The 13,189-nt window shown below is 61.0% G+C and carries 16 protein-coding genes; 6 read left to right on the top strand and 10 right to left on the bottom strand.

Annotated features, from left to right (window positions below):
• Positions 1-26: 26 nt before the first annotated feature.
• Positions 27-887, bottom strand: coding sequence for a 2,3,4,5-tetrahydropyridine-2,6-dicarboxylate N-succinyltransferase (gene dapD, locus HFO99_RS08185; protein WP_222332406.1), 861 nt, complete (start codon positions 885-887; stop codon positions 27-29).
• Positions 888-1,079: 192 nt separating this feature from the next.
• Between dapD and HFO99_RS08180 the strand changes: the two genes are divergently transcribed.
• Positions 1,080-1,946 carry an LOG family protein gene (locus HFO99_RS08180; protein WP_222332405.1) on the top strand — a complete coding sequence of 289 codons (867 nt, stop codon included), beginning with the start codon at positions 1,080-1,082 and terminating at the stop codon, positions 1,944-1,946.
• A gap of 100 nt (positions 1,947-2,046) precedes the next feature.
• On the opposite strand, the gene HFO99_RS08175 is transcribed toward HFO99_RS08180, so the two are convergent.
• Together HFO99_RS08175 and HFO99_RS08170 are read right to left on the bottom strand one after the other, a co-directional pair.
• Entirely contained in the window at positions 2,047-2,688 is a 642-nt protein-coding gene (locus tag HFO99_RS08175) for a calcium-binding protein (RefSeq protein ID WP_222332404.1), read from the bottom strand.
• A 104-nt stretch (positions 2,689-2,792) separates the two neighbouring features.
• Positions 2,793-3,500 carry a pyrimidine 5'-nucleotidase gene (locus HFO99_RS08170; RefSeq protein WP_222248267.1) on the bottom strand — a complete coding sequence of 236 codons (708 nt, stop codon included), beginning with the start codon at positions 3,498-3,500 and terminating at the stop codon, positions 2,793-2,795.
• 100 nt (positions 3,501-3,600) lie between these two features.
• On the opposite strand from HFO99_RS08170, the gene HFO99_RS08165 reads away from it, so the two are divergent.
• Positions 3,601-4,674, top strand: coding sequence for a bifunctional transcriptional activator/DNA repair enzyme AdaA (locus tag HFO99_RS08165; RefSeq protein ID WP_222299082.1), 1,074 nt, complete (start codon positions 3,601-3,603; stop codon positions 4,672-4,674).
• Positions 4,671-5,441: an isocitrate lyase/phosphoenolpyruvate mutase family protein gene (locus HFO99_RS08160; RefSeq protein WP_222360455.1), complete on the top strand. Its 771-nt coding sequence runs from the start codon at positions 4,671-4,673 to the stop codon at positions 5,439-5,441. The genes HFO99_RS08165 and HFO99_RS08160 overlap by 4 nt, the downstream gene beginning before the upstream one ends.
• Before the next feature lie 68 nt (positions 5,442-5,509).
• On the opposite strand, the gene HFO99_RS08155 is transcribed toward HFO99_RS08160, so the two are convergent.
• Together HFO99_RS08155 and argB are read right to left on the bottom strand one after the other, a co-directional pair.
• Positions 5,510-6,658, bottom strand: a complete 1,149-nt coding sequence (locus HFO99_RS08155) for an alpha-hydroxy acid oxidase (RefSeq protein ID WP_222299084.1) — start codon at positions 6,656-6,658, stop codon at positions 5,510-5,512.
• Positions 6,659-6,726: 68 nt separating this feature from the next.
• Positions 6,727-7,614 carry an acetylglutamate kinase gene (gene argB / locus HFO99_RS08150; RefSeq protein ID WP_018068726.1) on the bottom strand — a complete coding sequence of 296 codons (888 nt, stop codon included), beginning with the start codon at positions 7,612-7,614 and terminating at the stop codon, positions 6,727-6,729.
• 143 nt (positions 7,615-7,757) lie between these two features.
• On the opposite strand from argB, the gene HFO99_RS08145 reads away from it, so the two are divergent.
• The 3 genes from HFO99_RS08145 to HFO99_RS08135 all read left to right on the top strand — a co-directional run bounded on the left by HFO99_RS08145 (position 7,758) and on the right by HFO99_RS08135 (position 9,692).
• A complete protein-coding gene (locus tag HFO99_RS08145; RefSeq protein ID WP_222299085.1) occupies positions 7,758-8,297 on the top strand; it encodes a sigma-70 family RNA polymerase sigma factor in 540 nt (179 codons plus the stop codon).
• Entirely contained in the window at positions 8,294-9,013 is a 720-nt protein-coding gene (locus tag HFO99_RS08140; protein WP_222360452.1) for an anti-sigma factor domain-containing protein, read from the top strand. The genes HFO99_RS08145 and HFO99_RS08140 overlap by 4 nt, the downstream gene beginning before the upstream one ends.
• Before the next feature lie 124 nt (positions 9,014-9,137).
• The gene (locus HFO99_RS08135) at positions 9,138-9,692 is read left to right on the top strand and encodes a fasciclin domain-containing protein (protein WP_222360451.1); all 555 of its coding nucleotides are present in this window, start codon (positions 9,138-9,140) and stop codon (positions 9,690-9,692) included.
• Between the two features lie 173 nt (positions 9,693-9,865).
• On the opposite strand, the gene HFO99_RS08130 is transcribed toward HFO99_RS08135, so the two are convergent.
• The 5 genes from HFO99_RS08130 to yihA all read right to left on the bottom strand — a co-directional run bounded on the left by HFO99_RS08130 (position 9,866) and on the right by yihA (position 13,064).
• Complete coding sequence (locus HFO99_RS08130) at positions 9,866-10,942, bottom strand: sensor histidine kinase (protein WP_222332401.1); 1,077 nt, start codon at positions 10,940-10,942, stop codon at positions 9,866-9,868.
• A gap of 237 nt (positions 10,943-11,179) precedes the next feature.
• Positions 11,180-11,455 (bottom strand): hypothetical protein, encoded by a 276-nt coding sequence (locus tag HFO99_RS08125; RefSeq protein WP_025392943.1) that lies wholly within the window; start codon positions 11,453-11,455, stop codon positions 11,180-11,182.
• A 121-nt stretch (positions 11,456-11,576) separates the two neighbouring features.
• Positions 11,577-11,801: a hypothetical protein gene (locus HFO99_RS08120; RefSeq protein WP_222299088.1), complete on the bottom strand. Its 225-nt coding sequence runs from the start codon at positions 11,799-11,801 to the stop codon at positions 11,577-11,579.
• Positions 11,802-11,934: 133 nt separating this feature from the next.
• Entirely contained in the window at positions 11,935-12,144 is a 210-nt protein-coding gene (locus HFO99_RS08115; protein WP_003588915.1) for a cold-shock protein, read from the bottom strand.
• A gap of 266 nt (positions 12,145-12,410) precedes the next feature.
• A complete protein-coding gene (yihA, locus tag HFO99_RS08110) occupies positions 12,411-13,064 on the bottom strand; it encodes a ribosome biogenesis GTP-binding protein YihA/YsxC (protein ID WP_222299089.1) in 654 nt (217 codons plus the stop codon).
• Between the last annotated feature and the right edge of the window lie 125 nt (positions 13,065-13,189).

Raw genomic sequence — 13,189 nt, 5'->3', positions numbered from 1 at the left:
TTTACCGGATCAACGTCCCGGTGTCATCAATCTCTGAGCAGCTCGTTGATGCCGGTCTTCGAGCGTGTCCTTTCATCGACGCGCTTGACGATGACGGCGCAGTAGAGATGCGGCGCCGGCAGGCCGTTGCCCATCGTCGCATTGCCCGACGGCATCGAGCCGGCGACGACGACGGAATAGGGCGGCACCTCGCCATAGGTCACCTCGCCGGTGGCGCGGTCGACGATCTTGGTCGACTTGCCGATATAGACGCCCATCCCGAGAACCGAGCCTTCGCGGATGATGCAGCCTTCGACCACCTCGGAACGGGCGCCGATGAAGCAATTGTCCTCGATGATCGTCGGGCCGGCCTGCATCGGTTCCAACACGCCGCCGATGCCGACGCCGCCGGAGAGATGCACATGTTTGCCGATCTGCGCGCAGGAGCCGACCGTCGCCCAGGTATCGACCATCGTGCCTTCGCCGACATAGGCGCCGAGATTGACGAAGGAGGGCATCAGGATGGCGTTCGGGGCGATATAGGCCGAGCGGCGCACGACGCAGTTCGGCACGGCGCGGAAGCCGGCGGCGCGGAAGTGGTTCTCGCCCCAGTTCTCGAATTTCGAAGGAACCTTGTCCCACCAGGTGGAATTGCCCGAGCCGCCCTTCACCACGTCCATGTCGTTGAGGCGGAAGGACAGCAGCACGGCCTTCTTCAGCCATTGATTGACCGTCCAGACGCCGTCGGCGGAGCGTTCAGCAACACGGGCCTTGCCGGCATCGAGCAGATCGAGCGCTGATTCGACCGCATCACGAACCTCGCCCTTCGTCGACGTGTTCACATTGTCGCGATTGTCGAAGGCGGCTTCGATGATCTTTTCGAGGGATGCGAGGTCGGTGGCGCTCATGAGAATTCCTTAAACTTCGATCTTTATCGTGGAGACGGGGTGTCTCCGGAATTGTGGTTGGCGGGGTTTACCCTGCTCTACAGCATGAAGCCGTAGAACGGAAAGATTTTTCCGACAAGATGATACCTGGATTCAAGACGTTATAGCGACATATCCGGCTTCGAAGCCGGCAATACTGAAAGGCATTTCGACATGGCGAAGGGACGAAACGGCGGTTCGCGGCGCAAGGATGGCGTATGGGACCCGCTGAAGAGCAGCTCGACCGACAGGCAGCGCGCCGAAGCCGTGCCGAAGACGCCGCAGACGCTGTCGCCTGCCTACCGCCTTGCCTATGTCGACGAGGATTTCCTCTGCCGCGAGGAATTGCGGCCGATCCGCCTGCAGCTGGAGTTGTTGAAGACAGAGATGATGCTGACCGAACGCGGCATCAAATCAACAGTCGTCATGTTCGGCGGCGCCCGCATTCCCGCCCCCGGCCAGAGCGCCTGGGCAGCCCGCAACGATATCCAGCGGGTCAACCTGGAGGCGGCCTCCGTCTATTATGACGAGGCGCGCAAATTCGCCCGGCTCTGCTCGAGATATTCGGCCACCCTGAATTTCCACGAATATGTTATCGTCACCGGCGGCGGCCCCGGGGTGATGGAGGCAGGCAATCGCGGCGCGGCCGACGAGGGCGCGCCTTCGATCGGCCTCAACATCGTACTGCCGCACGAGCAAGCGCCGAACGCCTATGTGACGCCGGAACTCAGCTTCAACTTCCACTATTTCGCCGTCCGCAAGATGCACTTCATGGTGCGCGCCAAGGCGATCGCGGTCTTTCCCGGCGGCTTCGGCACGCTTGACGAATTCTTCGAATGCTTGACGTTGATCCAGACCGGCCGCATGGAGCGCCTGCCGCTGATCCTATTCGGGGAAGCGTTCTGGAGGAGCATCATCAATTTCGAGGCATTGGCCGAATTCGGCACGATCGCGCCGGACGACTTAAAACTGATCAGCTTCGTCGATACGGCAGAAGCGGCATGGAAGATCGTCCAGGATTTCTACGAACACCGCGAGTAAGGGCTCAAGCGCGCGGTTCGGCCGAACGACACGCATTCACAATTCCCCCGCTCCTTTCTGCCGGAGCGGGAATGGAGCGGGAGGAATGGTTCGTTCGGCTTTACAGAAGCGGCCGGTCCGGCATGTCGTCGATCGAGATGACGCCATCCTTGTTGCGGTCCATCCGCGCAAACAGCTTGTCGAAGGCAGCTGTGGCTTCATGTTTGGAGATCTGGCCGTTCTGGTCGGAGTCGATCCGTTGCATCATCAGCGAGGCGCGCATGAAGTTGCCGCCATGGCGCATCCAGCGATGTCCGTCACGACCGTCGTGGCCGTCGCGCGGCGGCTGTCCCTGGTCGTTGTTATCGGCGGTTTCAGGTGCCGTGGGTGCGGCGTTCGCATCCTTGTTTTCGCCGGCCTTCTGCTTGCGCTGATCTCTCATCGCCTGCGTCTGCGTTTTCCGGTACTCACGGATTTCGCCCGGTGTCAGCGAACCGTCCTTGTTGGTGTCGATCGCAGCGAAGATTTTGTCGATGCCGGCGGTCGCCTCGTCCTTGGAGATCTGTCCGTCCTTGTTCGTGTCGAACTGCTTCAGCATGCGGACATAGGTGATTTCGCGGAAGGCAGCGGCGCCCGGACCGGGCCGGCCCATGCCGGCATGCTGGCGCGGTCCGTCGCCCGGTGCGGCAAAGCCTGCCCCGGCGGCTGCGCCGAAGATGAGGGTGGAGGAAAGCGCTGCCAGTATCAGCTTGTTGCGGTACATCGTGTTTGCCTTTCGTAAGGTGTCCCCTCACGAAAGAAGATATGGCAGCAGCCACGGAAGACCCAGTTAAACATCGGTAAGCTAAGTGAAAACTTGGTAATGCTTCAGCCGATAATCCTGCGGAGAAAAGCGGCGAGATCGTCGGTGACGAAATCGATATGATCCTCCTCGCCGCTGGTCTTTTCCCACCATTCGACGACCGTCTCTTCCAGATTGCGCGGTACGAGCAGCACGGTCTGCATGCCGAGCGCCTTCGGCACCGTCAGGTTGCGCGGCAGATCCTCGAACATCGCCGCCTTGGTGGTTTCGACCCGCTTCAGCGCCGTGAACTTGTCGTAGGTCGCCTGCGCCGGCTTCGGCACGTAGTCGGCAGCGACGATATCGAAGATGTCGTCGAAATGCTCGAGGATGCCGAGCGCCTCCGCCGTCATTTCGGCATGCTTGACGCTGCCATTGGTGAAGATGAACTTGCGCCCCGGTAGCGCCTTGATCGCCTCGCCGAGTTCCGGCTGCGGCGTCAGCGCCGTGTAGTCGATCGCATGCGCCTTTTCGAGAAAGTCGTTCGGGTCGATGCCGTGGTGGATCATCAGGCCCTGCAGCGTCGTGCCATGCTCGAGGTAATATTGCTTCTGCAGCTTGCGCGCCTCTTCCCGCTCCATCTGCAAGAGTGCCGCGACATAGGCAGTCATGTTCTTGTCGATCTGCGCGAAGAGATTGACATGATGCGGATAGAGCGTGTTGTCGAGGTCGAAGACCCAGTCTGTGACGTGCTGGAAATCGGCTTTATCAGGCGTGCGGTCGATCTTGGTCATGGCGGTCTTATGGCACGGCTTATCCGCCAAGGAAATCGGCAAGAAGAATAGACGCCCGTTTTTCGGCGGACGGCGCCGGCGCGGAATGCTAAAAACGGCCATGCTTTTCGAACGCCCCGACGATGATACGCTTTATGATGCCCTGATCGCGCGCAGTGCCGATTATGAGGGGCAGGCCTATGTCTGCGTCAAGACGACCGGCATCTTCTGTCGTCTGACCTGCCCGGCGCGCAAGCCGAAGCGGGAAAATACGCTCTTCTTCGACACGATCGCCGCCTGCATGCACTCGGGATTCCGCCCGTGCCAGCGCTGCAGGCCGCTGGAGCAGCCGGGCAGGGAGCCGATCGTCGACGAGCTGCTTGCCGCGCTCGATCGCGAGCCGCAGCTGCGCTGGACCGAGGATGAGCTCATGCGCCGGGGCCACGATCCCTCGACCGTGCGCCGCGCCTTCAAACGCGGGCTCGGCATGACCTTCCATGATATCGTCCGCTATATCCGGCTGGGTAAAGCGGCCCGGCAACTGGCCGATGGCGCGCGCGTCATCGATGCTCAGCTTGAGGCGGGATACGACTCTCCAAGCGGTTTCCGGACGGCTTTCCAGCGGCTCGTCGGCAAGGCGCCGGCGCTGTCGCAGAACCGCGAACTACTCTCTGCCGACTGGTTCGACACCCCGCTCGGGCCGATGGTGGCCGTTGCCGACAAGACGCATCTGCATCTTCTCGAATTCCACGACCGCAAGGCGCTGCCGACCGAGCTCGAGGCGCTGCAAAAGCGCGTCCGCTCCTCGGTCGCGATCGGCCGCACGCCGGTGATCGACCGGATCGAGGCGGAAATCCGGGATTATTTCGAAGGGCGGTTGACGGTTTTCAGGACGCCATTGGCGCTTGGCGGCACGCCCTTTGAAAGGCACGTCTGGGCAAAGCTCATGGAGATTCCTGCCGGCCAGACGCGCGCCTATGGCGATCTTGCAAGGGAGATGGAAAGGCCGGAAGTGGTGCGTGCCGTCGGCCGCGCCAATGGCGCCAACCAGCTTGCCATCATCGTGCCATGCCATCGCATTCTCGGCGCGGACGGCTCGCTGACCGGATATGGCGGCGGGCTATGGCGCAAGCAATGGCTGCTGCGGCATGAAGAGAAGATCAGCACGCAAGCAAAGATGGAGGAGACAGCATGAACCAGAACGAAAAGGCCAAGGCATTCGGCGCATTGCACCGCAAGGGCGATCCGGTTGTTCTCTACAATATCTGGGATGCCGGGACGGCAAAGGCCGTCGCCGATGCCGGCGCCAGGGCGCTTGCCACGGGAAGCTGGTCGGTGGCCGCTGCCCACGGTTACGCCGACGGCGAGAAGCTGCCGATGTCGGTGCTGGTCGAAACGGCAAAATCGATCACCGCTGTCATCGATCTGCCGCTTTCGGTCGATTTCGAAGGCGCCTATTCGGCCGAGCCTGAGGGAGCGGCCGCCAACGTCGCCAAGCTGGTGGATGTCGGCGCCGTCGGCATCAATTTCGAGGATCAGATGATCGGCGGTGGCGGGCTCTATCCGGCCGAGAGGCAGGCGGCCCGCATCCGCGCCATTCGCGCCATGGCGGAAGGCAAGGGCATTCCCTTCTTCATCAACGCTCGCACCGATCTCTTCCTGGCCGAGAGCGATCTTTCCAAACATGCCGGTCTGGTCGACGAGACGATCGAGCGCGGCAAGGCCTATGCGGCGGCCGGCGGCAGCGGCTTCTTCGTGCCTGGCTTGATCGATCCCGCCTTGATCGAGAAGATCTGCGCGGCATCGCCGCTGCCGGTCAACATCATGATGCGGACAGGCGCCCCGAATGTGAAGGCGCTCGCCAAGCTCGGCGTCGGCCGCGTCAGTTATGGTCCGGGGCCTTACCGGTCGATGATGGAAAAGCTGAAACAGGAGGCGGCGGCGATTTATAGCCCGCTCTGACGCCGAAAGTCCGAGGGCCGCAGATCTCGTGCAAAAGGCTGCGGCCCCGGAATGAAATCCCGTTCCGCTCAGGAACGGAAGCGCAGATTCCGTCGGCTGAGCTGGCTGACCGAGGTGCAGCCCATCAGCTTCATGCCGCGCTCGATCTCGGTGCGCATCGTCTCCAGCGCCCGTTCGACGCCGGGCTGTCCGGCAGCGGCAAGCGGGAAGAGATAGTAGCGCCCAAGCCCAACGGCCTTCGCCCCTAGCGACAGCGCTTTAAGAACATGCGTCCCCCGCTGCACGCCGCCATCCATCATCACGTCGATCCGGTCGCCCACGGCGTCGACGATCTCGGCCAGCTGGTCGAATGCGCTGCGCGAGCCGTCGAGCTGGCGCCCGCCATGATTGGAAAGCACGATGCCGCTGCAGCCGATCTCGGCCGCGCGCTTGGCGTCTTCGACCGACATGATGCCCTTAAGGCAGAATGGCCCGCCCCATTCGCGCACCATCTCCGCCACGTCGTCCCACGACATCGAGGGGTCCAGCATCTCGGTGAAGTATCGGCTGATCGACAACGCGCCGCCATCCATCTTGACGTGGTTTTCGAGCTGCGGCAGCCGGAAGCGCTCATGCGTCAGCCAGTCGATCGCCCAGGAAGGCTTGATCGCGAACTGGGTCACGCCGGCAAGATTGAGCTTGAAGGGAATCGCAAAACCCGTGCGCTTGTCGCGCTCGCGGTTGCCGCCGGTGATGCTGTCGACCGTCAGCATCATCGCCTGCACGCCGGCATTTTTTGCTCGCGCCATCATCTCGCGGTTAAGGCCGCGGTCCTTGTGGAAATAGAACTGATAGACCTGTGGCCCGCTGCTGATCTGTCTCGCTTCCTCCAGGCTGATCGTCCCGAGCGAAGAGACGCCGAACATCGTGCCGTGTTTTGCCGCCGCCGCCGCGACCGCCCGCTCCCCCTGGTGGTGAAAAAGGCGCTGCAACGCCGTCGGCGAGCAATAGACCGGCATTGCCAGCTTCTGCCCCATGACGGTCACCGACATGTCGACCTCGGCCACTCCGCGCAAAACGTCAGGCACCAGATCGCAAGCCTCGAAGGCCGCCGTATTGCGCCGGTACGTCACCTCGTCATCGGCGCCGCCGTCGATATAGTCGAATATCGGCCCGGGAAGACGCCGTTTGGCCATGCGCCGGAAATCGTGAAAATTATAGCAATCTGTCAGGCGCATTTCTTTCCTCGATATCCTGTTCCCGTGTGAGAAAGATCCGCCCTTCGTGGTGAAGGGCGCAGCCTCGATCAGGGAACGATCAGCGTCCCGACGCCGTGCTCGGTGAAGATCTCGAGCAGCACGGAATGGGCAGTCTTGCCGTTCAGGATGACGACACCCTGCACGCCGGCTTTGATCGCATCGATGCAGGTCTCGACCTTGGGGATCATGCCGCCCGAAATCGTGCCGTCGGCGATCAGCGCATGGGCTTCGGCGACGGAAAGCTCCTTAAGGAGCTGGCCGTTCTTGTCGAGCACGCCCGGCACATCGGTCAGGAACAGCAGACGGGTGGCGTTCAGCGCGCCGGCAATGGCGCCGGCAAAGGTATCGGCGTTGATATTGTAGGTGGCGCCGTCACGGCCGGGGGCGACGGGCGCGATGACCGGGATCATCTCGGAGCGGGCGAGCAGATCGAGCAGCGTCCGGTCGACCTCGACCACTTCGCCGACGAAGCCGAGGTCGAGCACGCGCTCGATGTTCGAATCCGGATCCTTTACGGTCTTGCGCGCCTTTTCGGCGAAGACCATGTTGCCGTCCTTGCCGCAAAGGCCGATCGCCCATTCGCCGGTCTGATTGATGAGGGCGACGATTTCCTTGTTGATCGAGCCGGCGAGCACCATTTCGACAATCTCGACCGTCTTCTGGTCGGTGACGCGAAGCCCGCCCTCGAACTTCGATTCGATGCCCATCTTGCTCAGCATGGCGCCGATCTGCGGGCCGCCGCCATGAACGACGATAGGGTTGACGCCCGATTGCTTCAAGAGCGCGATGTCGCTGGCAAAGGCCTTGCCGAGCTCGGGATTGCCCATGGCGTGGCCGCCATATTTTACGACAATCGTCTTGTTCTCGTAACGCTGCATGAAGGGCAGCGCCTTGGCCAGAAGCCGCGCCTGCATTTCGCTTTCGGTTTCGTTCATGGGAACCCCGCAGAATTGTTCGCGGCCTTTTATCGCAAGTTTCTGACAGAGGGAATAATCCAGCGGGCAATAGTTTTTCGTATCTGGCGGAAGCCGACGGCCGCTACCGTCCGGCACAGCGCAAGCTTGAGATGAGGAACGGCATGCAAGGCGATGAGATTTCAGACCTGATCGGCCGCGTCGCAATGAGCGATCGCAGGGCCTTCGTTGCCCTTTACAACCAGACTGGGCCGAAACTTCTCTCGATCTGCCTGCGTATCTTGAAGGATCGCTCGGAAGCCGAAGAGGTCCTGCAGGAAGTCTATATCGGCATCTGGCAGCGTGCTCGCAGCTTCTCCGTCGCTTCGGGTTCGTCCGCGGCCTGGCTGGCTGCGATTGCCCGCAACCGGTCGATCGACGCGCTGCGGGCGCGCAAGCCCATCGCCGACGAATTGGATACGGTCTATGATCTTGCCGATGCCGGACCCGACCCGGAAAGACAGACGATGACGAAGGATGAAGGAAGGCGGATTGACACCTGCATGGAAGAGTTGGAAGCTGATCGTGCGGTCGCGGTGAAACGGGCTTATGTCGAAGGGCTGAGCTATCAGGAACTGGCCGATCAGTTTGGTGTCCCGCTGAACACGATGCGGACCTGGCTCAGGCGCAGCCTCTTGAAACTGAGAGAGTGCATGGAACGATGACATCGCCCGACAAAAGCAAGGGAGACCGCTCCCGCGACGAGGTTCTCGCCGGCGAATATGTGCTTGGCGTCCTGTCGTTGCAGGATCGCCGGGTGGTCGAAGAGCGGATGCGCCACGACCGGCCTTTCGCTGCGATCGTCAGCCGCTGGGAAACCAACCTCTCCGCCTTCAACGACGAGTATGAAGGTGTCGTTCCGAACCGGGAAACCTTCAAGCAGATCGAGGCGCGGCTTTTCGGCGATGGCCAAAAGCCCGCATCCTTTTCGCAAGGGCTTTGGAATTCCGCCGTTTTCTGGCGCTCGCTGAGCTTCGCCTGCATCGTCGTCGCCGTCAGCGCCGTCATCTTCGCCTCCGGCATGGTGCCGCACCCGCAGGGGCCGGCACCGCTGGTGGCTTCGCTTTCGGGCCAGAACAGCACCATCAATCTTCTCGCCTCCTACGAGCTGCAGAGCGGCCGGCTGAAGATCGTGCCGGTCGCCGCCGGCAAGCCGGCGGAGAAATCGCTGGAACTCTGGCTGGTCCCGGGCAGCGGCCTGCCGAAATCGCTCGGCGTCTTCCAGCCGGGCGAAAGCGGCGAACTCGTCATTCCCGCCGATCTGCGCAGCCAGGTCGCCGATGGTGCAACACTTGCCGTCAGTCTCGAACCCTTCGGCGGCTCGCCGACCGGCCAGGCGACCGGCCCGGTGATCGCAAGCGGGCCCCTGCGCCGACCATAATCTGCGTCGGCCATAAATCATTTTCTCCTGCCTGAAACTCTTCCGCGCGGCCCTCCGTAGTTCGAAATGTCCGGACGACGCTCAGGCATAAAGCCCGCGGATGGTGTCCGGTGAGGAGAAAATCATGATCAAGTCCGTATTGCGCGGCTTCGCGCTCGCCGCCGCCATGTCCGCCGTCGCCTTTGCCGCCGCCAAGAATCCGGTGGTCGGCGGTGCTGCGATGTTCGATAGCAAGAACATCATCGAGAACGCCGTGAATTCCAAGGATCACACGATGCTGGTCGCCGCCGTCAAGGCCGCCGGCCTGGTCGGCACGCTCGAGGGCAAGGGCCCCTTCACCGTCTTTGCGCCGACCAACGAAGCTTTTGCCGCGCTGCCGAAGGGCACCGTCGACACGCTGCTGAAGCCCGAAAACAAGGCGACGCTCACCAAGGTTCTGACCTGCCACGTCGTTGCCGCCGATGCGATGGCCAAGACCGTTGCCAAGATGATCAAGGATGACGGCGGCGAGCACGACATCAAGACCGTCGGCGGCTGCGTGCTGAAAGCCAAGGAGAGCATGGGCAAGATCACGCTGACCGATGAAAACGGCGGTGTCTCCCATGTGACGATCGCCGACGTCAAACAATCGAACGGCGTCATCCACGTCGTCAACAAGGTGCTGCTGCCGAAGATGTAAGCCCGCTGGTATCGGCAGACGCATTGGGGCGCTCCTTGGGGGCGCCCCAAAACACAGATTGATGAGGTGGCTAGCGCATAACCCCGAATATCGGAATCGATTTTCGGAAAGGATTCCGCGCAGATTCACAGTGATAGAGCGTCCTTAGCGCATCTGAAAAGACGCGCGGCGCTCTATTGGGCCGCCTCAGCTCTCGGGAAGACGAGGCTGACACTCATGCCGGTGTCAGGGGACGAGGTGACTTCAACCTCGGCGCGGGCATTCTGTTTCAGCGACTGTACGATCATCGCGCTGAGCTTCCCGGGCTGCGGCCAGGTCACATCCTGGGGAAGACCGACCCCGTTATCAGCAACGGTAATCCTGCAGCCGGTATCGCTGACGACACAGCGAAGCGTGATCTCGCCGCCATCGCGCCCCACGAAAGCATGCTTCAGCGTATTGGTGAGGAGTTCATTGATGACGAGGCCGGCCGGCATGGCGACATCGACGGAGACCGGCCAGGTATCGACCTTCATGTCCAGCCGGATCCCTTCCACGGCATGGGCCGCCATCACAGAAGCGGCAATCTGGCTCGCATAGGTGCCAAGATCGATCGTGGCGCCCTTCTCTTCGTCCGACAGCGAGCGATAGAGCAGAGCCAAGGCTTCAATCCGCCCGGCAAGGCGTGCAAACCTTTCGCTTTCCTCATTCTGTTGAGCATTGCGCGCCTCCATTCGGATGAGCGCCGTGATCATCTGAAGATTGTTCTTCACGCGATGCTGAAGTTCCCGCAGAAGGACATCTTTCTCCGTCAGCAGTTCGCCGAAGCTCTCAGCGGCCGTCGTCTCATTGCGGGCAGCAAAAGCCACCAAACGGAAAAGCGGGGTGTCATCATCGTCAACGATGGTATTCGACCAGACATCGACAATGACGGTGCTCTCGGGTTCGGCCACCAGCGAGAAGGCACCGATATACTCCTCCGCAGAAGTCACGGCGGCGGTGAGCGGCACCTCTCCGGAGACGGCGGTGGAGCTCAATTCAATTTCCGGCCAGGGTTTTCCCTGGACCTCGGTTGCCTCCAGCGCCGTCAGCCGTTCGAATTCGAGGTTGACGTAAATCAGCGGTTCATTGCCACTGAGTTCGGAGACAGCCACCGCGAATGGGACATGATCGAGAAAGTGCCGAAACCGGCTATCATCAAGGGCTTCGGCAAGGTGAGGCAGGCTGCCCACACCTTCGGGCGAAAGGGGCTGGTCTTTGGTGTCAGTCATCAACGATCACTCAAGGGGCGACTTTTCGTGCACGGGCGTGATTTGACGGTTGCTTGAAAAACCGGGAGGAGGCAAGCGCAATCGGTGCTGACCAGCCTCCGCGATCGGTTTCGTGATCGCAACGATTATCTGTCGGCGTCTTTCTGGAGTGCTGCAAAACGGCGCGGAACAGCCACTCAGAGCCAAAGCTCTTCGCGCTTTAGGTCCTTGTTTTCTGCATAGTTTTGCGCCACTTTTTTAAGCTCTGTCATACGTAAAAGATGTCAGCAGGGTCGTGACGAAATTGCTTGCCCTTTCCTTGACCAGGACTTCCGTCCATTCATCAGTCCCGCGCAGCCGCAGATCCGTGTGAATACTATCGACCGCCGCTTCTTCGATACGCTTGATATGGCTCCTGAACGAAGCTTCGCCGCCGCCGTGATACATGTCTCTGATCACCATGCGCAGGATTTCCTGAATGGCAATCTGCCATGCCGTATTGATCGATTGAATTTCGTTCGCAGTCTCTGCCATTGACGCTTCCTTGGTGCGAGTGAATGCCAGCACGCCTTCGGCCATGCTGCAGCGCGTGATCTGCAAGCCCGTCACCTCAGGCGCGTTCTAAATATCGAGCCTTGTCGATCGGCTTGAGATCTCAGCGGGCTCGCGCGCGTTTCGCAATGAGGGCAGAGGTTGCCGACACCCGGTTACTATGTTCCCGCGCAAGCCGGGCCTCCCGAAGCCGCAACGTCTTTGCCTGTTGCGATTGGGCGTCGGATTCGAGCTCTTCGGCCGCCTGGTTCTTCGCGAAGAACTGGGTCTGGACGTTGCCGAAGGCTATCTCCGCCCGCTGGCGAGATCTGCTGTATGTCTCTGTCATCTTGGGTCCGATGCTGGAGGGCTCGACACGCGAGCGAAAACGAAAAAGGCCAGGCAAATCGCCTGGCCTTGGATTGATAACGTGCTTCCGGCAGTGCCAGTACATCCGTGGTCAAAGGGAAGCAGATACCGATTTAAGCGTTCTGGAGATTGCAAGCGGACATCTTGCCCGACTTGTTGTCACGCTCGAGGTCGAAGCCGATCTTCTGGCCTTCGACGAGTTCGCGCATTCCGGCCCGCTCGACGGCGGAGATGTGAACGAAGGCGTCAGCGCCGCCATTGTCAGGCTGAATGAAGCCGAAGCCTTTAGTGGAATTGAACCATTTAACTGTGCCAGTGGTCATGATGATGAACCCTTTCATAGCAACATTGAAGAACCGCGACGCCAAGGCGATGCGGATGGTGATAACGATTTTTGAAAGGAAGTTCGTTCAGAGCGCGGTGCCAATCGCGCGATAACCAAGCCAGCAAGCAAAATTCGACGATCGCTATCTAGCTTAACGCACCCGCGTTGTCAACTATTGGTTTTCTGGAGGCGTATTATTCAACTCGTGGCTGTTGCTGAGGCATTTACACCAAACCGAGCGCCGCGCCCCGGGGCGCACGCCCTCTACTTCCAGCGGGCGATGCCGACGGTTTCGGCGATCGCCTGGCGCAGATCGTCCAGCCCATCGCCCTTTTCGGACGAGGTGGACAGCACGCCCGGATAGGCAGCCGGGCGTTTGCGGATCTTTTCCGCCGTTTCGGCAATGAGCTTCGGCACACCGGCCGCCTTGATCTTGTCGGTCTTGGTCAGCACGATCTGGTAGGAGACGGCGGCCTTGTCGAGCAGATCAAGGACGTCGTCGTCGTTCTTTTTGATGCCGTGGCGGCTGTCGATCAGCACATAGACGCGCTTCAGCGTTGCGCGGCCACGCAGGTAATCGAAGACGAGTTTGGTCCACTTGTCGACCTGCTCCTTCGGCGCCTGCGCATAACCATAGCCCGGCATGTCGACGATCGCCGTTGGTGGCAGGTCGCCGCCTTCGCCGGAATAGCCGTCCGGAACGAAATAATTGAGTTCCTGCGTACGCCCCGGCGTGTTCGAGGTGCGAGCCAGGCCCTTCTGGCCGACCAGCGCATTTATCAGCGACGACTTTCCGACATTCGAGCGACCGGCAAAGGCCACTTCCAACGGCCCTTCCGGCGGCAGGAAATTCAGGGACGGTACGCCGCGGATGAAGATCCACGGGTGGCCGAAGAGCGGCTTTTCGGTTTCGGACATGCGGGCTCGGCAATCTCTGGGTTGGGTCTTTTACCGGGCTTCATGGTTTTGCGGGCGGATGTCAAGCTTTTCAGGCGCCTGCGCCGCATGCCTTGTCTCCTTCGTCCGCTGCCCGGAAATGAAAA

Origin of the sequence: Rhizobium leguminosarum (genome assembly GCF_019798305.1) — a bacterium.
Lineage (GTDB): Bacteria > Pseudomonadota > Alphaproteobacteria > Rhizobiales > Rhizobiaceae > Rhizobium > Rhizobium leguminosarum_U.
Note: the sequence above shows the minus strand (reverse complement) of the source record. Positions and strands in the feature narration are given on the sequence as shown.